This window comes from Blautia sp. 210820-DFI.6.14, assembly GCF_020558815.1.
GTDB lineage: Bacteria > Bacillota > Clostridia > Lachnospirales > Lachnospiraceae > Blautia_A > Blautia_A obeum.
The window spans coordinates 156,545-176,581 of the sequence record NZ_JAJCKS010000001.1 but is presented as its reverse complement, the minus strand read 5'-3'; the positions used below and the strand labels follow the sequence as shown (position 1 = coordinate 176,581).

General features: G+C 43.6%; 20 protein-coding genes and 1 pseudogene. All 21 read left to right on the top strand.

Annotated elements, in window-relative coordinates; genetic code table 11:
• Position 1: 1 nt before the first annotated feature.
• The 21 genes and pseudogenes from rsgA (at position 2) to murD (ending at position 20,009) form a co-directional block, all read left to right on the top strand.
• The gene (rsgA, locus tag LI112_RS00805) at positions 2-880 is read left to right on the top strand and encodes a ribosome small subunit-dependent GTPase A (protein WP_055065813.1); all 879 of its coding nucleotides are present in this window, start codon (positions 2-4) and stop codon (positions 878-880) included.
• Entirely contained in the window at positions 881-1,555 is a 675-nt protein-coding gene (rpe, locus tag LI112_RS00800; RefSeq protein WP_227190085.1) for a ribulose-phosphate 3-epimerase, read from the top strand.
• A gap of 8 nt (positions 1,556-1,563) precedes the next feature.
• Positions 1,564-2,223, top strand: a complete 660-nt coding sequence (locus tag LI112_RS00795) for a thiamine diphosphokinase (RefSeq protein ID WP_227190084.1) — start codon at positions 1,564-1,566, stop codon at positions 2,221-2,223.
• Between the two features lie 81 nt (positions 2,224-2,304).
• Positions 2,305-2,580 (top strand): annotated as a pseudogene (gene thiS / locus LI112_RS18460) (sulfur carrier protein ThiS); the annotation flags it as partial.
• Positions 2,581-2,610: 30 nt separating this feature from the next.
• Entirely contained in the window at positions 2,611-3,387 is a 777-nt protein-coding gene (locus LI112_RS00785) for a thiazole synthase (RefSeq protein ID WP_055055443.1), read from the top strand.
• Between the two features lie 27 nt (positions 3,388-3,414).
• The gene (gene thiH / locus LI112_RS00780) at positions 3,415-4,650 is read left to right on the top strand and encodes a 2-iminoacetate synthase ThiH (protein WP_022389191.1); all 1,236 of its coding nucleotides are present in this window, start codon (positions 3,415-3,417) and stop codon (positions 4,648-4,650) included.
• Entirely contained in the window at positions 4,637-5,254 is a 618-nt protein-coding gene (locus LI112_RS00775; RefSeq protein WP_227190083.1) for a thiamine phosphate synthase, read from the top strand. Before thiH ends, LI112_RS00775 begins: the two co-directional genes overlap by 14 nt.
• Positions 5,251-5,784 carry a M48 family metallopeptidase gene (locus LI112_RS00770; protein WP_227190082.1) on the top strand — a complete coding sequence of 178 codons (534 nt, stop codon included), beginning with the start codon at positions 5,251-5,253 and terminating at the stop codon, positions 5,782-5,784. Before LI112_RS00775 ends, LI112_RS00770 begins: the two co-directional genes overlap by 4 nt.
• A gap of 67 nt (positions 5,785-5,851) precedes the next feature.
• A complete protein-coding gene (locus tag LI112_RS00765) occupies positions 5,852-6,127 on the top strand; it encodes a DUF1294 domain-containing protein (RefSeq protein ID WP_173908645.1) in 276 nt (91 codons plus the stop codon).
• 51 nt (positions 6,128-6,178) lie between these two features.
• Positions 6,179-6,781 carry a GDSL-type esterase/lipase family protein gene (locus LI112_RS00760; RefSeq protein ID WP_227190081.1) on the top strand — a complete coding sequence of 201 codons (603 nt, stop codon included), beginning with the start codon at positions 6,179-6,181 and terminating at the stop codon, positions 6,779-6,781.
• A 21-nt stretch (positions 6,782-6,802) separates the two neighbouring features.
• Positions 6,803-7,732 carry a GTP-binding protein gene (locus LI112_RS00755; protein WP_117753486.1) on the top strand — a complete coding sequence of 310 codons (930 nt, stop codon included), beginning with the start codon at positions 6,803-6,805 and terminating at the stop codon, positions 7,730-7,732.
• A gap of 52 nt (positions 7,733-7,784) precedes the next feature.
• Positions 7,785-8,615: a Cof-type HAD-IIB family hydrolase gene (locus LI112_RS00750; protein ID WP_227190080.1), complete on the top strand. Its 831-nt coding sequence runs from the start codon at positions 7,785-7,787 to the stop codon at positions 8,613-8,615.
• Positions 8,616-8,778: 163 nt separating this feature from the next.
• Positions 8,779-9,876: a redox-regulated ATPase YchF gene (gene ychF, locus LI112_RS00745; RefSeq protein WP_022389198.1), complete on the top strand. Its 1,098-nt coding sequence runs from the start codon at positions 8,779-8,781 to the stop codon at positions 9,874-9,876.
• 76 nt (positions 9,877-9,952) lie between these two features.
• Positions 9,953-11,182 carry a prolipoprotein diacylglyceryl transferase gene (gene lgt, locus LI112_RS00740; RefSeq protein WP_118235595.1) on the top strand — a complete coding sequence of 410 codons (1,230 nt, stop codon included), beginning with the start codon at positions 9,953-9,955 and terminating at the stop codon, positions 11,180-11,182.
• A gap of 338 nt (positions 11,183-11,520) precedes the next feature.
• Positions 11,521-11,952, top strand: coding sequence for a division/cell wall cluster transcriptional repressor MraZ (gene mraZ / locus LI112_RS00735; protein ID WP_005427905.1), 432 nt, complete (start codon positions 11,521-11,523; stop codon positions 11,950-11,952).
• 36 nt (positions 11,953-11,988) lie between these two features.
• Positions 11,989-12,930 carry a 16S rRNA (cytosine(1402)-N(4))-methyltransferase RsmH gene (gene rsmH / locus LI112_RS00730; RefSeq protein WP_005427903.1) on the top strand — a complete coding sequence of 314 codons (942 nt, stop codon included), beginning with the start codon at positions 11,989-11,991 and terminating at the stop codon, positions 12,928-12,930.
• Between the two features lie 33 nt (positions 12,931-12,963).
• Positions 12,964-13,527, top strand: coding sequence for a hypothetical protein (locus tag LI112_RS00725; protein WP_173898806.1), 564 nt, complete (start codon positions 12,964-12,966; stop codon positions 13,525-13,527).
• A 7-nt stretch (positions 13,528-13,534) separates the two neighbouring features.
• Positions 13,535-15,775: a penicillin-binding transpeptidase domain-containing protein gene (locus tag LI112_RS00720; RefSeq protein WP_022389201.1), complete on the top strand. Its 2,241-nt coding sequence runs from the start codon at positions 13,535-13,537 to the stop codon at positions 15,773-15,775.
• A gap of 72 nt (positions 15,776-15,847) precedes the next feature.
• On the top strand, positions 15,848-17,599 hold the full coding sequence (locus LI112_RS00715) for a penicillin-binding protein 2 (protein WP_022389202.1): 1,752 nt from the start codon (positions 15,848-15,850) through the stop codon (positions 17,597-17,599).
• A gap of 32 nt (positions 17,600-17,631) precedes the next feature.
• A complete protein-coding gene (gene mraY, locus LI112_RS00710; protein ID WP_022389203.1) occupies positions 17,632-18,588 on the top strand; it encodes a phospho-N-acetylmuramoyl-pentapeptide-transferase in 957 nt (318 codons plus the stop codon).
• Positions 18,589-18,653: 65 nt separating this feature from the next.
• Positions 18,654-20,009 carry a UDP-N-acetylmuramoyl-L-alanine--D-glutamate ligase gene (gene murD, locus LI112_RS00705; RefSeq protein ID WP_044926212.1) on the top strand — a complete coding sequence of 452 codons (1,356 nt, stop codon included), beginning with the start codon at positions 18,654-18,656 and terminating at the stop codon, positions 20,007-20,009.
• Positions 20,010-20,037: the final 28 nt, after the last annotated feature.

The window sequence follows — 20,037 nt, the reverse complement described above, 5'->3', positions numbered from 1 at the left end:
CATGCAGGGTAAGATCATCAAAGGAATAGCGGGATTCTATTATGTATACGGAGAAGATGAAGTGCTCTATGAATGTAAAGCCAAGGGAATCTTCCGCAAAGATAATCAGAAACCGCTGGTAGGTGATAATGTGGAAATCACAATACTTGACCAGCAGGAACAAACGGGCAATCTGATCCGAATCCTTCCACGCAAGAATTCATTGATTCGTCCGGCAGTTGCAAATGTTGACCAGGCGTTTGTGATCTTTGCACTTGAAAATCCCAAACCCAATTTTATGCTGCTGGACCGCTTCCTGATCATGATGGAACAGGCAGAGGTTCCGGCAGTGATCTGCTTTAATAAAAAAGATCTTGCATCGGAAGAAGAAACCCGGACATTATGTGAAACTTACAGAAACTGCGGTTATCAGGTGATCCTTTCCAGTGCACTTGAAAAAGAGGGACTGGATGAGATACACAGGATCCTGAAGGGAAAGACAACAGTTGTTGCAGGACCTTCCGGAGTCGGTAAGTCTTCCCTGACGAATCTTTTGCAGGGAGAAGTACAGATGGAGACCGGCGAGATCAGCCGTAAGCTGAAGAGAGGCCGGCATACGACCAGACATTCACAGGTGATTCCGGTTGGAGAAGATACGTTTCTGATGGATACACCAGGATTCTCGTCTTTATATCTGATGAATATGGAAGAGCAGGATCTGAAAAATTATTTTCCGGAATTTCGAAAATATGAAGATACATGCAGATTTCAGGGATGCAGACACATCCATGAACCGGGATGCAGAGTAAAGGAAGCTTTGGAGAATGGTGAGATCAGCAGACTCCGATATGAAGATTATCTAAGTTTATATGAAGAATTGAAAGAGAAAAGGAGATATTAAATGGAATATCGATTGTGCCCCTCAATTTTGTCGGCGGACTTTAACCGTTTGGGCGAACAGATTCAGACTTTGGAAAAAGCAGGAGTTGAATGGCTTCACATTGATGTTATGGATGGAGATTTTGTGCCGAGTATTTCGTTTGGAATGCCGGTGATCCGTTCTATCCGCAAAGAATCCGAAATGTTTTTTGACGTACATCTGATGGTATCGGCACCGGAACGTTATATTCAGGATTTTGTGGACTGTGGTGCAGATTCCATTACGGTACATGCAGAAGCATGTGAGGATCTGGAGAGAGCAATTGAACTGATCAGAGATGCTGGCGTCAAAGTCGGAGTTTCTATTAAACCGGCAACTCCGGTAAATGATATCAGCCATCTTCTGGAAGATGTGGATATGGTTCTTATTATGACCGTACAGCCAGGGTTCGGTGGTCAGAAATATCTTCCGGAATGTACAGAGAAGATCGTGGAGCTGAAGGAACTGATCGACAGAGAAGAACTGGATGTAGATATACAGGTGGATGGCGGAATCAACGATGAAACGATGGAAACTGTTATGAAAGCCGGTGCGAATCTTCTGGTTGCAGGTTCTTATGTATTTAGTGGTGATCTGGAAACAAATGTTTACAGTATACAGAAAAAGATGGACAAGATTAAATCAGAGATTGATTGAGGAAGAGCATGAAAGATGTGATCATCGTAAGCGGGGGCAATATCCAGAGAGATTTTGCCCTCGATTTTTTGAAGAAAAACAAAACAGAAAAAGTAGATCTGATCGCAGCAGACAGAGGTGTTGAATTTTTTAAAGGAACAGACTGGCAGCCGGAGATGGCAGTAGGAGATTTTGACAGCCTTTCGGCTGAGGGGGCATTGTATCTGCAAGGGCTGAGGGAGACAGAGATTATGCGTCTGAAGCCGGAAAAAGATGATTCGGATACACAGTCTGCCGTGAATTTTGCGATTGACCGTGGTGCTGAGCGGATTACGATCCTGGGTGCGACCGGAAACCGGATCGATCACCTTATGGCTAATTTCGGACTGCTGGTACATGGAAGGAACCGAGGTGCGGATATCATACTGGTCGATCAGTGGAATTATATGAAACTGATCGAAAGTCATACAGTTCTTAAGAAAGAGGAACAGTTTGGCAAATATGTTTCTTTCTTTTCGCTGGAGGGAGATCTGACAGGTCTGACACTGAGAGGGTTCAAATATCCACTGAATAAATATCATCTGAAAGTTTCAGACAGTGGACTTACAGTCAGTAATGAAATTGTAGATGAAGAGGCATGTGTAGAGTTTGATGCAGGCTCCTTACTGATGCTGATGACAAGAGACTGACTGAAAAACAGCGAGGGGAATACGCTTGACAGATGAAACTGACAGAGGTATACTTTAAAAGATAATTTTATAAGAAAACCAATGAGAGTGAACAGAGTTCATGAAGGGGTGCACCACCGCGGGTGTATTTCTTTGTGGACTCTTTTTTGTTGGTTTCACACAGGAGGACAACATATGATCACAGTAAATGGAGTAAAAAGAACTCTGGAGCAGCCGTTATCTGTTACAGAATATCTGGAGAAGAACCAGTATATACCAGTACAGGTTGCCATTGAATTAAATGACCAGATCCTGGCAAGAGAACTTTATGGAAGCACAATTTTGAAAGAAGGGGACGTTATGGAAATCGTTAGTTTTATGGGCGGCGGAAGCGGCAAGAATGAAGAAATGGACAGAACAGAAGATAAACTGATTCTTGGAGGACATGAATTTACATCCCGTTTTATTCTTGGATCCGGTAAATTTTCACTGGATCTTGTAAAAGCATGTATTGAAAAAGCAGGAACACAGATCATTACGCTTGCCCTTCGTCGTGCAAATCAGGGGGGACTTGCGAATATTCTGGATTATATTCCAAAGAACATTACGCTTCTTCCAAATACCTCCGGAGCGAGAAATGCGGAGGAGGCTGTGCGTATCGCGAGACTTTCCAGAGAGCTTGGATGTGGTGATTTTGTCAAGATTGAAGTTATCCATGATTCCAAATATCTTCTTCCGGACAACTATGAAACGATCAAGGCAACAGAGATTCTTGCAAAAGAAGGGTTTGTAGTTATGCCGTATATGTATCCGGATTTGAATGCAGCAAGAGACCTGGTTAATGCCGGTGCAGCATGTGTAATGCCTCTTGGATCTCCGATTGGTTCCAATAAAGGAATCTGCACAAAAGAATTTATCCAGATATTGATTGATGAGATTGATCTTCCAATCATTGTAGATGCCGGAATTGGAAGACCATCCCAGGCATGTGAGGCGATGGAAATGGGAGCTGCCGCTGTTATGGCAAACACCGCAATCGCAACTGCAGGTGATGTACAGGTGATGGCAGAAGCATTTAAAAAAGCAATTGAAGCAGGTAGAAGTGCTTATTTATCCGGATTTGGACGGACTTTGGATAAGGGAGCCAGTGCTTCTTCACCGCTTACGGGATTTCTGCACGACTAAAGACTATCAGATAAAGGAGAAGACAAAATGTCATCAAATACAACAGAACATGGCGAACATTTTAACGAGAGTATCGTCAATGAAGTAATTCTGGAAGATATGAAAAAAAACCGTATCGATCATATGAAATATCTTCCGGGAATGGAGACAATGGAAGAGTCCGATGTTATGGAACAGGTCATCACAGCGATGAATGCCTATGATTATGATAAGTATACAGAGAAGGATGTCCGCAGAGCACTGGAACATGACAATCGGACGGTTGAGGACTTCCAGGCACTTCTTTCTCCTGCGGCACTTCCACTTCTGGAAGAGATCGCGCAGGCGGCGAGAGTGGAGACAAGAAAACATTTTGGAAACAGTGTATATATGTTTACACCAATCTATATCGCAAACTACTGTGAAAATTACTGCATCTACTGCGGTTTTAACTGCCACAATAAAATTCGCCGTGCACAGCTGAATGCAGAGGAAATTGACAAAGAGATGGCAGCAATCGCAAAGACCGGCCTCCAGGAAATTCTGATTCTTACCGGAGAGAGCCGTGTAAAGTCCGATGTGAGATATATTGGTGAGGCGTGTAAGATCGCAAGAAAATATTTCAAAGTGATCGGGCTGGAAGTTTATCCGATGAATTCGGATGAATATCATTATCTGCATGAATGTGGAGCCGATTATGTGACTGTTTTCCAGGAAACTTACAATTCAGATAAGTATGAAACACTTCATCTGGCCGGACATAAACGAATTTTTCCATATCGCCTGAATGCACAGGAACGTGCATTGAAAGGTGGTATGCGCGGTGTTGGTTTTGCTGCACTTCTGGGACTGGATGATTTCCGTAAAGATGCCTTTGCTACCGGTTATCATGCCTGGCTTCTTCAGAGAAAATATCCACATGCTGAGATTGCATTTTCCTGCCCGAGACTGCGTCCAATCATTAATAATGACCGGATCAATCCGATGGATGTGCATGAACCTCAGCTTCTGCAGGTAGTCTGTGCATATCGGCTGTTTATGCCATTTGCCAGTATTACGGTTTCCACCAGAGAGTGCGAAAGAGTTCGTGATAATCTGGTTAATATTGCGGCAACCAAAATTTCCGCCGGGGTTAGTACAGGTATTGGAAGCCATGTAGAGGATATCGAAGACAAGGGAGATGACCAGTTTGAAATTTCAGACGGAAGATCTGTGGATGAAGTATATCAGGCCCTTTTGAATCATGATCTTCAGCCGGTCATGAACGATTATGTTTATCTGTAAAGAAAAAAATGGTGCCAGAAATGAAAATGCTGGTGCTGCAGAATATAGAAATATAATAGCAGTAACGAACCGAAAACTCTGTGAAAGACCTTTTCTTGAACAGGTGGAGAGAATCTGCCAGATGCATCCCAAAGCACTGATCCTGCGGGAAAAAGATCTTTCAGAGTCTGCATATGAAGCAATGGCAGGACAGGTTCTTAAGATCTGTGGCAGATATGATACACCATGTATGCTCCATAGCTTTGGAGAAGTGGCCCGGCGACTGCACCATCCATATATTCATCTGCCTCTTTTTTTACTGGAAGAATATTGTGGAAAACTCAATGATTTCCGAATAGTAGGTTCGTCCATCCATTCTCCGGAGGAAGCGGTCAGGGCACAGAAAGCAGGCGCAGCCTATGTGACGGCGGGCCATGTTTATGTGACAGACTGCAAGAAAGGGCTTCCACCACGTGGACTTGAATTTCTGAAAGAAGTCTGTACAAAGGTAACAATTCCGGTGTATGCTATAGGAGGAATTCATGCAGGAACCGGACAGATACAGGAAGTAATGGACTGTGGGGCATCCGGCGGCTGCATCATGTCGGAGATGATGAAAATTTGATAGAATATGAACTGATACGTTCCAACAGAAAGACATTGACGATTCAGGTAAAACCAGACGGAAGTGTTATCGTACGGGCACCGGTCCGGCTGGCGAAATACAGGATTGCGAAATTTGTAAAAGATCATGAAACGTGGATATTTGCACAGCAGGAGAAACTGGAGAAATATCGTGAGAATATGCATGTGATCACAGACGAAGAGCGTCAGGAAGGAATTTTGCAGGCAAAAAAGATCTTTCCTGAACATACCGCATATTTTGCAGAAAGAATGGGAGTTACTTATAACAGAATCACGATCCGGGAACAGAAAACCCGTTGGGGAAGCTGCAGTTCTGCGGGAAATCTCAACTTCAACTGGAAGCTGGTACTGATGCCATCGGAACTTCTTGATTATGTGGTTGTCCACGAACTGGCACATCGTAAAGAAATGAATCATTCGCCGCGTTTCTGGGCAGTTGTGGAAAAAGAACTGCCGGATTACCGCGAACGAAGGGAAAAATTGAAAAAAATGGGAAAACAGCTGGGATAAAACCCGGCTGTTTTTTTGCCATTCATGCAAAAGTAATGTATAATATAAGGCAAGGAGGCGGAACACGATGAAAAATATGGTCATATATTTAATGGCAGTCAATTTCATTACTTTTCTGTTGTACGGAGACGATAAGAGCAGAGCACGGCGTCATGCCTGGAGGATCCCGGAGAAAGTTCTGATGGGGGCTGCAGTTATAGGCGGAAGCATCGGAGCTTTATTTGGGATGAGTATTTTTCATCACAAAACAAGAAAACCGAAATTTTATATAGGTATTCCGCTGATCATGCTCATAGAATTTGGCCTGGCAGCCTGGGTTTGGTATACAGGTGGACATTTCTGAGCAGACTGTAGAGAACAATAGTGAAAATATGCAAGAAAAGAGGATAAAAACATGCCAGGAACATTGATCTGTTATGGAGATTCCAATACATATGGATATGATCCGCATGATACAAATGAAGGAAGATATCCCAAAGAGGTCCGATGGACAGGAATAATGGATACAGAGACAGCCTGGAAAGTCGAAAATCATGGTGTAAATGGACGAAGCATACCACATACGGTCAGCACTGTAAAATTTGCCTGTCAGCAGGTTCGAGACTGGCATCGAAAGCCGAATTCGGTATGGCTTCTGGTAATGCTCGGAACAAATGATCTTCTGGAAAATCCGGATTTTACAGCAGCGGATGTGGCAAAGAGGATGGAACGCTTTCTGAAGCGAATGATGGAAGAAGCAGGACTTGCAAGCAGAAAGATGCGCCTTCGTCTGATCGCACCGCCGGCAATGCAGGAAGGACAGTGGGTGGACCGTCCGGAACTTCTGACGGAATCTCGCAATCTGGGAAAAGAATATAAAAGGATTGCAAAGCGCCTTGGGATTGCTTTTACAGATGCCAGTGGATGGGAAATCCCGACAATTTACGATGGAGTTCATTTTACGGAAGAAGGACACCGTATTTTTGCAGAAAACATTCGAAAAGAATTAAATATTTAAGAATGATAAGGAAAAAAGACAATGGTAAAGGTAGATTTGATCACGGGCTTTCTTGGCTCTGGTAAGACCACATTTATAAAAAAATATGCCCGTTATCTGATGGAGCAGGGACAGAACATCGGCATCCTTGAAAATGATTTCGGAGCCATCAATGTGGATATGATGCTTCTTCGTGAGCTGGAAGGTGAGAACTGTGAGCTGGAAATGGTAGCCGGTGGCTGCGATAAAGACTGTTACAGAAGACGTTTCAAAACAAAACTGATCGCAATGGGAATGTGTGGTTACGACAGAGTTCTGATCGAACCGTCCGGAATCTTCGATGTAGATGATTTCTTTGATGCACTTCATGAAGAACCACTGGACCGCTGGTACCAGATTGGGAATGTGATCACAGTTGTGGATGCGAGTCTGGAAAAAACACTTTCAAAGGAAGCGGATTACGTGCTGGCTTCGGAAGTTGCCAACGCAGGATGTGTACTCTTAAGCAAAACACAGGATGCATCTGCAGAAGAAATTCGACAGACAGTTGCACATCTGAACCGTGCATTGCAGGAGATTCACTGTTCGAGAGTTTTGAAAGACGAAGTGATCTGCAAGGACTGGGAAGATTTCACAGAAAAAGAATTCAAAAAAATCCTGGAGTCCGGTTATTTGGTCGAGGATTATGAGAAACTGTATGTAGATCAGGACGAAATTTTTCAGACATTATTTTTTATGGATGAGAAGATTGCTGTATCAAAAGCAAAACATGCAGCCAAAAAAATCTTTGAAGATCCTGCCTGCGGTGGAGTTTTGCGTATTAAAGGATTTTTGCAGGATGGAGAAAACTGGCTGGAACTGAATGCAACTCAGCACGAGATAAGCTTAAAACCGATCGGTGCAGGACAGGATGTGCTGATCATCATCGGCGAGAAATTAAACGAGGAGAAAATTAGATATTATTTGGAATGATCTGCTGTGTTAAAGAATACAGCATAGAGGAAGTATGGAGGAACAATACAAAATGTCTGTTGAAACAAGAATACTATTTACGGATCTGGATGGAACTTTACTGAATGATCATAAGGAAGTGACATCGGGAAACCAGGCGGCAATTGATGAAGCTCTGGCATGTGGACATAAGATCGTAGTCTGCACAGGGCGTCCTCTGGCGAGTGCGCGTGTCTGTGCGGCAAAAGCCGGACTGGATAAAGAAGGCTGCTATGTGATCTGCTTTAACGGAGGACAGATCTATGATCCATATCATGAAAAGACCGTTTACGGTAAAACCTTCTCAAAGGAAACTGCGGCAAAGATCATCGGGGAAGCTATGAAGCGTGATCTGCATATTCAGAGTTACTCAGATACACATATTCTTTCTGCCAGGGATACGGAAGAACTTCACAGATATGCAAAGATCAATCAGCTGCCCTACAAGGTTGTAGAATGTGCGGCAGATGTTGTGCCGGAGGATCCGTATAAACTGATCGCGATCACACCGGCAGAACAAAAAGAGAAAAATATTTGTTTTCAAAAAGAAGTGATCTCGCAGTATGCAGGAGAAGTACACAGCTTTTTCTCTAATGACTGTTATCAGGAAATCGTACCAGAGGGAATATCCAAGGGATTTGCGGTTCGATGGTTCTGCGATTATCTGGGAATCCCGATTGAGAATTCTGTAGCTGCCGGAGATGCACAGAACGATGTGGAAATGCTGAAAGCGGCCCATGTGGGAGCTGTCATGTGCAATGCTTTTCCGGGAATTGCGGAATATGGAAACTATGTGACGGAACACGATAATAACCATGACGGAGTGGCGGAGATCATTCATAAATTTATATTGAAAGATGCCTGAGAAATCAAAGTAGAAGATATCATTGCAATTCGGAAATGATCCCCCGGGGGTAACTGTAAGCAGGATATCGGATTTATGGGGATATAGACTTTTTTACACATGTGTGATAAGATTGAATAAGTATGAAATCTAATAAAATAACGAAATGGAGAACTATAGAGAAATGAAACTTGGAATTGTAGGACTGCCAAATGTAGGAAAAAGTACACTGTTTAATTCACTGACAAAAGCCGGAGCAGAATCTGCCAATTATCCGTTCTGTACCATTGATCCGAATGTTGGGGTTGTTACTGTACCGGATGAGAGACTGAAACTTCTGGGAGATTTTTATCACTCAAAGAAAGTAACACCGGCGGTGATCGAATTCGTTGATATCGCCGGACTTGTAAAGGGCGCTTCCAAAGGTGAGGGACTTGGAAACCAGTTCCTGGCAAACATTCGTGAGGTAGACGCGATCGTACATGTTGTACGCTGTTTTGAAGATCCGAATGTCATTCATGTAGACGGAAGCATTGATCCGCTCAGAGACATTGAGACGATCAATCTGGAACTGATCTTTTCTGATATTGAGATCCTGGAACGTCGAATCGCCAAAGTTACCAAAACAGCCCGTATGGACAAAGAGGCTGCAAAAGAACTGGATTTCCTTCAGAGAGTGAAGAAACATCTGGAAGACGGCAATATGGCAATCACTATGGAACTTGAAAATGAAGATGAAGAAGCATGGATGGGAACCTATAATCTGCTTACCTGGAAACCAGTCATTTATGCTGCCAATGTAAGTGAGGACGATCTTGCAGATGACGGAGAATCCAATGCTCATGTACAGGCGGTACGTAAATATGCAGCAGAGCAGAAGAGTGAAGTATTTGTGATCTGTGCAGAAATTGAGGAAGAAATTTCTGAACTTGATGATGATGAGAAAAAAATGTTCCTCGAAGATCTGGGGCTGAAAGAGTCCGGTCTTGAGAAACTGGTAAGGGCAAGCTACAGACTTCTGGGCTTGATGAGCTTTCTGACATCAGGAGAAGATGAGACTCGTGCATGGACGATCAAAATCGGAACAAAGGCGCCACAGGCAGCCGGTAAGATTCATACAGACTTTGAAAGAGGATTTATCAAAGCAGAGGTTGTGAATTATCAGGATCTTCTGGACTGTGGTTCTTATGCAGGTGCAAGAGAAAAAGGACTTGTCCGTATGGAAGGTAAAGAATACATCGTACAGGATGGAGATGTGATCCTGTTCAGATTCAATGTATAAAAATCGATAGCCTTAAAGGTATATCGGTTTCTGTACAACATATCCGATAATACGAAGTATATGATAAAGGGGTTTTATGGAGATAACAGTAAGATTTCCGAATCTGGGGTTTTTGTTTGAATATGAGGACAGAACTTTTTCTGTTCTTGGATTTGATATCACAATATACGGGATACTGATGGCTGTAAGTCTGCTTATTGGGCTGGGGATGATTCTTCTCTGCGCCAGATGGCAGAAATTGAATCTGAATCTCTGCCTGGGGGCGTCAATCTCGGCACTGGTCGGTGGAGTGATCGGAGGCAGGCTTTATTACATTGCTTTTTCATGGAGTCAGTTCAGTGGTAAATCCTGGAAGATCCTGTGTGATATACGCAGTGGCGGTATCTCTATTTATGGAGCAATTCTGGGGGGCGTGCTTGTGGCAGCTCTCTTCTGCCGGCTCAGTAGAACGTCATTCTGGAAAATGGCAGATATTGTATGTATGGGACTGCTCAGCGGACAGATAATAGGTGTATGGGGAAACTTTTTTAATAGAGAGGCTTTTGGCGAGTACACAGACAGTCTGTTTGCAATGGGACTTCCGATGGATTCCGTACAGAAGAGCGCAGTGACAAAGCTGATGAAACAGCATCTGGTAACTTTCAGAGATATGGATTACATTCAGGTACATCCACTGTTTTTCTATGAAAGTATCTGGTGTCTGCTGCTGCTTCTGATTTTGCTGCTTTATACCTGGAGAAAAAAATTTGAAGGTGAGATCTTTCTCAGATATCTTGCAGGATACGGGCTGGGCAAGTGCGTGATTGAATGGCTTCGCACGGATAAACTGTATATTCCGAAGACAAAGATACCGGTTTCCCTGCTTGTGTCTGCTGCACTTTTCCTGATCTGTGGCATTGTTGCGACAGTGCGAAGGATTCTTTCAAAGAAAAGAGAGAAGGTCAGCAGACGCAGGAGAGAGGAGCGTAATGCCGCAGAAGAGAAAAATGATGGCAGCAGACTGGAAGACATTCATAACTTTGAGAATGTACAGGATGAGTTCAGAGACATTCTTGAAGAACTGGATAGAGCGGGAAAGATGGTGGCTGAAGAAGATACGGAATCAAATGAGTCGGAAGATTCAAAATCCGCAGAAACTGCTGAAACGACAGAAACGGAAGTTTCAGAGTCTGTCGAAGATGCGGAAGCGGCAGAAGCTCCGGCGTCTGCAGAAACTGTTGAATCAGAGAATAAGGGAACGGAGGGATCTGCCGAATCAGCTGAGGCTGAGCCAGAGGCTGGACCGGATGATCGCGAAGATGTATAAATAATAAACGGGTAACATGAAAATAGACATGTGACAGAGTTAAAGGGGGTTCTCCAAAGGGAGGACCCCCTTCGCTTTTTAAACAACTTTGAAAATTAGAAAATCTTCTGTAATACTCTCGTAAAATATGGCAATTTTCCGCTTAAAATGTATAAAATTGTTCAGAAAAAAACTACGATTCCCACTTGTATTTTCAAGGTAAATAGGTTAGAATGACTTTATAAGTGGTAGAAAGTGGTGAATAGTGGTGGTGAATGGAGGGAATGTGGCATATTTATCCATTTCCGCCGGCAGATACGAAGGGGAGAATCGTATCTCACGAGAGTAGGTGAGTTTATATGTTCATGGGCGAATACAATCATACAATCGACGCGAAGGGGCGTCTGATCATCCCTTCCAAATTCAGAGAACTCCTGGGAGAGGAGTTTGTTCTGACAAAGGGACTTGATGGTTGTCTCTCTATTTATCCTATGGATGAATGGAATGCCTTTGAAGAAAAACTCAGAGCCTTACCACTTACAAACAAAAATGCCAGAACCTTCACACGTTTCTTTGTAGCAGGTGCGACAAACTGTGAACTGGACAAGCAGGGGAGAATTCTTGTACCGCAGACGTTACGGGAATTCGCTGGTCTGGAAAAAGACGTTGTGCTCACCGGAAACCTCAACAGAATTGAGGTATGGAGCAAAGAGAAGTGGAGCGAGAATTGTGATTATGATGATATGGACAGTATTGCAGAGGGTATGCAGGACATGGGTATCATCATCTAAGCATTACGCCGGAAAGAAATCCAACAGGAGACGGATATGGAATTTAAACACAAATCTGTATTACTGGAAGAAACCATCGATGGTTTAAGGGTAAAACCTGATGGTACTTATGTGGATGGAACTCTGGGAGGAGCAGGGCACGCACAGGAAGTGTGCCGCAGACTTTCTGCCAAGGGGAGATTTATTGGCATAGATCAGGACCAAGATGCAATAGTTGCTGCGAGTGAACGGTTGTCCGCCTATGGTGACAGAGTTCAGATTATTCGCAGCAATTATTGTTACATGGCGAATGAGCTGAAGAACCTGGGAATTCAGAAAGTTGATGGAATTGTTCTGGACCTGGGAGTTTCGTCTTATCAGTTAGACAATGAAGAGCGTGGATTTACCTATCGTGTGGATGCACCGCTGGATATGAGAATGGACCAGAGACAGAGCCGCACAGCTGCGGATATCGTGAATGGTTATGATGAAAGAGAACTGTACCGTATCATTCGTGATTACGGTGAAGATAAATTTGCAAAAAACATTGCAAAACATATTGTGGCTGCGAGAGCCAAAGCACCGATTCAGACAACCGGAGAACTGACCGAGATCATACGACAGTCGATTCCGATGAAAATCCAGGCAACTGGAGGACATCCTGCAAAGAGAACTTTTCAGGCAATCCGAATTGAACTGAACCGGGAACTTGATGTTCTGAGAGAATCACTGGATGGGATGATCGATCTTCTGGATGATGGCGGAAGAATCTGTATTATTACCTTTCATTCTCTTGAGGACAGGATTGTAAAAACAATTTTCCGAAAAAATGAAAATCCATGTACCTGTCCACCGGATTTCCCAGTATGTGTATGTGGCAAGAAATCCAAAGGAAAAGTGATCACGAGAAAACCGATTCTGCCAAGTGAGACAGAAATGGAAGAGAATCCGAGATCTAAGAGTGCAAAACTCAGAATCTTTGAAAGAAGATATCTTTAATTAAGTATAGAAGTAGAAAGTTGTGAGATGTAGATGGAGAGGACGAACAGAGCAGTCACATCCAGAAAAAACAGAACAAATGCCAGAAATGCCCGTGGAATGTATGTGGATGGGAATGCGGTGCGAAGACTGCAGGAAGTTCCTGCGAGACCGTATCAGGCTCCTGGAGTGCAGACCGCGCGGCGAGTTCGTGAAAATATGCCGGAGAGACCGGCAGCTCACCCGAGACAGCTCAGTCGGGAAGCACAGAGAAACAGAGAAAAAGCAAAGAGCATGGGACGCGGTTTTGTGGTGTTCCTTGCAGTGGTAAGTGTTGCCGTACTTTTTTGCTGTGTCAATTATCTTCAGCTGAAATCGGAGCTGACAGGTAAGATAAAAACAGTTGCTTCTCTGGAAACAGAACTGTCACAGATTAAAGAAGACAACAATGCATATGAGAGTCAGGTAACTTCAAATGTGGATCTGAATACGATCAAGAAGCTTGCCATAGGGCGTCTGGGAATGAATTATCCGAAAGATGACCAGAAAAAGACTTATACTATGCCGAGTAACAGTTATGTAAGACAGTATCAGGAAGTTCCTGAGTCCAAGAGGTGATAGATCATTGAGCAATACCAATACGAGGAATCGAAGAAGACCTCAGAAAAAAATTAATCACAAAATGAGAGGAAAGCTAGTAGGACTATTCGCTGTAGTGCTGCTAGCTTTAGTTGGTTTACTGGGCAGAATTACTTATATTAATGCTACCAGTGGCAAAAAATACAAAAAACAGGTTCTGACACAGGCACAGCAGAAGTATCAGAGCAGTACTCTTCCAGCGAAAAGAGGAGATATTTATGACCGTAACGGTAATATTCTGGCGACAAGTCAGAAAGTGTATTCTGTGATCCTTGACTGCAAGACCGTCAACTCTGATGAAAAATATGTAGAACCGACAGTAAGAGCACTGACAGATGTGCTGGGACTTGATGAAGACAAGATTCGGTCGATCCTTTCCGCCGAGGATACGAAGAACAGCCAGTATCAGATCCTGAAGAAGCAGCTCTCCATGGATGAGAAAAAAGCTTTTGAAGATTATGAATCTCCGGCTGAAGACAGCGAGCTGTCAGATGCACAGAAAGCAGAGCGGGCAAATATAAAAGGGGTATGGTTTGAAGAAGATTATCTGAGAAGCTATCCGTTTAATGAGCTTGCAAATGATGCGATTGGATTTACACTTTCCAGAGATACGGCAGACGTAGGGCTGGAGAGTTACTATAACAGTACGTTGATGGGGACGGATGGCCGTCAGTATGGATATATCAATGACAATGCAGATGTGGAACAGACGATCATCGATCCGAAAGACGGACAGAGTATTGTAACAACCTTGGATGTGGGTGTACAGCAGATTGTTGAAAAATATGTTAATGGATTTAAAGAAGCCATGGGAGCAAAAAATATCGGTGTGATCGCAATGAAGCCATCTACCGGTGAGATCATTGCCATGGATGGCGGGGACCGCTATGATCTGAATGATCCGCGAGATCTTTCCAGCAAGTGTTCCGAAGAAGAAATTGCGGCAATGAGTGATGAAGATACAGTGACAGCGTTGAATGCCATGTGGAGTAATTTCTGTGTTACTGAGACATATGAACCGGGATCTGTTGTGAAGCCGATCGTTATGGCAGGAGCATTGGAAAAAGGCAAGATTTCAGAAACAGATACTTTTGTCTGTGATGGTGGACAGACGTTTGGTGCGAATGGTGATACGTATATCAAGTGTGCGGTATGGCCGGATGCGCATGGTACAGAGGCACTGCGGGATGTTATTGCAAATTCCTGTAATGATGCGATGATGCAGATCGCAGCAAAAATGGGAACAGAACAGTTCCTGAAGGCACAGACATTGTTCAACTTTGGAAGCCGCACGGGAATCGATCTTCCAAATGAGGGATCAGGTGTTATTCATACGGCAGATACCATGGGTGAAACAGAACTTGCCTGTTCTGCATTTGGACAGGGATTTACCTGCACGATGCTCCAGGAGATCAATGCAATGTGTTCTGTTATCAATGGAGGCTCCTATTATCAGCCTCATCTGGTAAGTGAGATCAAAGACAGCAGTGGTTCAACTGTAAAGAAATTTGATCCGATTTTTATGAAACAGACAGTTTCTTCAGAGATATCAGCAGATATCCGTTCTTACATGCAGGCCAGCGTGCAGGAAGGTACCAGTGGTACATCCAAGGTACAGGGTTACAGTTCCGGTGGTAAAACAGGTACTGCCGAAAAACTTCCGCGAGGAAATGGTAAATATCTGGTTTCATTTATTACATTTGCTCCGGTAGATGATCCGCAGATTCTGCTCTATGTAGTTGTGGATGAACCGAATACAGAGGACCAGGCCGACAGTAAATATCCGCAGTATATCGCGCAGGGAATTCTGTCAGAACTTCTTCCGTATCTGAATGTTACTCCGGATGAATCTGAAGACGGCAGTGTTCCTGAGACAGAACTCTGGGAAGGATTTAAAGGCCACCTGGTAGATGTATCCGGAAGTAGTGTGGATGAAAAGGGAAATCTGGTGGATGGCAGTGGAAACCGCGTGGATCTTGAAGGAAACCGTATTGATGAAAATGGCTATCTTTTAAATGACAACGGAGAACACAAGCTGGATGATAACGGACAGTATATCATGTCCACATATCTGATTGCGTCTTCTTCGGATTCAGACACTACGTTGAAGGAAGCGATTTCAGATACCAATGTTCCTGCACCACCGGAAGAGGATGAATCGGACACTACAGAAAATAACGATATGGAAAGCGAAGGCATCACAAACGAAGAGGCCGGGCTGGACTAAATAAAGAGTCGTACACATCTCCTCTGGAGAACAGTCATATATTGTTAAGACTGTTTTCCAGAGGATTTTTTTATGAAAAAAAATTATACATTTCATAAAAGGAAAGTGTGGATCGTTTTCTTTTTGTGTCTGCTGATGATCTTGTGTCTGATTGGCAGACTGATCTATCTTATGGGCTTTCGTTCGGATTATTATTATGAAAAAGCGGAGGATCTTCATGAACGGGAAAGAGACATTAAGGCCGCACGTGGTGAAATTGTGGACGCAAAGGGAAAAGTACTTGCTGCAAATAAAACAGTGTGTACGATTTCTGTAATTCACAGTCAGATAAAAGAGCCGGAAAAAGTGATCGCTCTTCTGACAGAAAAACTGGGGATATCTGAGCAGACTGTACGGAAAAAAGTAGAAAAAATTTCTTCCATAGAAAGAATACGTACAAATGTGGAGAAAGAAACAGGAGATGAAATTCGAAATGCAGGATTTGCGGGGATAAAAGTAGATGAAGATTACAGGCGTTACTATCCGATGGGGACACTCGCGTCGAAGGTGCTTGGGTTTACAGGCGGGGATAATCAGGGAATCATTGGACTGGAAGTGGAATATGATGATATTCTAAAGGGAAAACCTGGAAAAATCCTGACAACAACGGATGCGAGAGGGATTGAACTGGACGGAATCGGTGAAAACAGAGAAGAACCACAAAAAGGCTATACACTGAGAATAAGTCTGGATGCAGATATACAGAAATATGTACAGCAGGCGGCACAGAAAGTGATGGAAGAAAAACAGGCCGAAAGGGTTTCCATACTCCTTATGAATCCGCAGAATGGAGAAATTTATGCCTGTGTAAATGTTCCGGAATTTGATCTGAATGAGCCTTTTGAACTGAATTCAGGCATGGATGCAGAAGGGATGAGTGAAGAAAAAAAACAGGATCTTCTGAATCAGATGTGGAGAAATCCGTGTCTGAATGATACATATGAACCAGGATCGACTTTTAAGATCATTACGATGGCAGCCGGCCTTGCGGAAGGAGTAGTATCATTGAACGATTCTTTTTACTGCCCGGGATATAAGCTGGTGGAGGACCGGCGAATCCACTGTGCAAACCGAAGAGGCCATGGAGCACAGAATTTTGTGAAAGGTGCGGAAAATTCCTGCAATCCGGTGTTTATTGAGGTGGGATTACGGCTTGGTGCGGATAAGTACTATCAGTATTTTCGACAGTTTGGACTGATGGAAAAGACCGGGATCGATCTTCCGGGAGAGGCGGGAACGATCATGCATCAGGAAGAAAATATGGGAGAAGTGGAACTTGCGACGGTATCGTTTGGACAGTCTTTTCAGATCACACCGATTCGTCTGGCAGCAACTGTGAGTTCCCTGATCAATGGTGGAACGCTGATCACTCCTCATTTTGGAGTGGCGATTGAGTCATCAGATGGAGAAACAGTAAAGGCGCTGGAATATTCCAATGGCAGAAAGATTCTGGATGGCAAGATCTCTGAAACTGTCCGGTATATCCTGGAGCAGGTAGTTGAGGAGGGATCCGGGCGCAATGCAGCAGTGGAGGGATATCGGATTGGCGGAAAGACTGCAACATCACAGACGCTTCCCAGAAGTGCAAATCGCTATATTTCTTCGTTTCTGGGATTCGCACCGGCAAATGATCCGAAAGTTCTTGCATTGTGTATTATCCATGATCCACAGGGAATTTATTATGGAGGAACGATCGCAGCTCCCGTTGTGAGAAGTATCTTCGAAAATATACTCCCGTATCTGGGAGTTGATAAATCAGACGAAAAGCCTTATAATCAAACGTAATAAAAAACGAAAGAATGATAAGAGGTGTGAGGATGAATATTCAAGTTGTATTCCCGGTACTGATCTCATTTGCGATCAGTGTGATCCTGGGACCAGTCATCATCCCGTTTCTGAGAAAACTCAAGATGGGACAGACAGAACGAGTGGAAGGTGTGCAGTCGCATCTGAAAAAGGCAGGAACTCCGACAATGGGTGGAGTGATCTTTCTGATCGCTGCAGTGGTTACTTCTCTGTTCTATGTAAAAGACTATCCGGCAATTATTCCAGTACTGTTTCTGACACTTGGATTTGGAATCATCGGTTTTCTGGATGATTATCTGAAAGTTGTACTGAAACGTTCAGACGGACTGCTGGCATGGCAGAAATTTGGACTGCAGGTCGTTGTGACCGGTATTTTTGTTTTTTATATCCTGAACTATACAAATATTGATCTTGCAATGCGTATCCCATTCTGGCCGGATCATTATCTGAACCTTGGATGGCTTGCGATTCCGGTGCTGTTTTTTGCTGTGATCGGTACTGTAAACGGTGTGAACTTTACAGATGGCCTGGATGGACTGGCTTCCAGCGTGACTTTGATCGTAGCGGTATTTTTTACCGTAGTTTCCATTGGAACAAAGAGCGGGATCGAACCTGTGACAGGAGCCGTTGTCGGTGGACTGATGGGATTCCTTCTGTTTAATGTATATCCGGCAAAAGTGTTTATGGGAGATACCGGTTCTCTGGCACTGGGCGGATTTGTGGCAGGTGCTGCATATATGATGCAGATGCCGCTGTTTATTTTGCTGATCGGTCTGATTTATCTGGTAGAAGTACTTTCTGTCATGATTCAGGTAACTTATTTTAAAGCCACTCATGGCAAACGTATCTTTAAAATGGCGCCAATCCATCATCATTTTGAACTGTGTGGATGGTCAGAAACAAGAGTTGTAGCAGTATTTTCTGTAATTACTGCTGTTATGTGCCTGATCGCACTTCTGGCGTTATAAGATGTCCGGACAAAAAGGTCAAAATCCACATGAGCTTGCTCATAGGTAATAAGGAGGAAATTAAAATGAATTTACAGGGGAAAAAAGTGCTTGTATTTGGTTCCGGAAAAAGTGGAATCGGTGCAGCAGAGCTTCTGGCGAAAGTAGGGGCGCAACCTGTCATTTATGATGGAAATAAAGATCTTGATAAAGAGACTGTAATAAAAAAAGTTCCAGATTGCAACAATATTGAAGTATATGCAGGAGAACTTCCAGAAGAAGTGCAGAAGAGACTGGATCTGGCAGTGTTGAGTCCTGGTGTACCGACGGATATTCCGCTTGTAAAGAGCTTTTATGAACAGGGACTTCCGGTATGGGGTGAGGTAGAACTTGCGTATCGTACCGGCAAGGGAAGAGTACTGGCAATTACAGGAACAAATGGCAAAACAACTACAACAGCTCTTCTGGGAAAGATTATGAGTGATGCAGAAGATTCTGTTTTTGTAGTAGGAAATATTGGAACTCCATATACATCAAAGGCACTGGAAATGAAAGATAGCTCCACAACAGTGGCCGAGATCAGCAGTTTCCAGCTGGAAACGATCGAAGAGTTTGCACCGAAGGTAAGTGCAATCCTGAATATTACGGAAGACCATCTGAACAGACACCATACGATGGAAGAATATATCCGCGTCAAAGAACTGATCGTCAAAAATCAGACAGCAGAGGATTACTGTATCCTGAACTATGAAGATGAAGTGCTTCGTGAGTTTGGCAGACACATTGTTCCGAAAACTGTGTATTTTTCAAGCGTGAGAAAACTGGACGAGGGTATTTATCTGGATGGAGATCTGATCGTACTGAAAACAGCAGACGAAGAAATCCCTCTGGTACATACAGGAGAACTGAAACTTCTCGGACAGCACAATTTTGAGAATGTTATGGCGGCATCTGCAATGGCATATTATGCAGGTGTGTCTGTGGAAAATATCCGTAAGAGCATCTGTGCGTTCACAGCAGTAGAACACCGCATTGAATATGTCATGGAGAAAAATGGTGTTGCATATTATAATGATTCCAAGGGAACCAATCCTGATGCAGCAATAAAAGGAATCCAGGCAATGAACCGTCCGACGCTCCTGATCGGTGGTGGTTACGACAAAGGTTCCAGTTATGATGAGTGGCTGAATTCTTTTGACGGGAAGGTAAGATATCTGGTGCTGATCGGCCAGACGCGTGACAAGATCAAAGAGGCGGCAGAACGTCTTGGTGTCTGCCCATGCATTCTCTGTGAAAATCTTGAGGAGGCAGTAAAGATATGTGCCGAAAAAGCCAATCCTGGTGATGCGGTACTTCTTTCACCGGCATGTGCAAGCTGGGGACAGTTTGATAATTATGAACAGCGTGGAGACATGTTCAAAGAATATGTAAGAGCATTGTAATATAAGACCAGACTTCTGTGACGGAAGT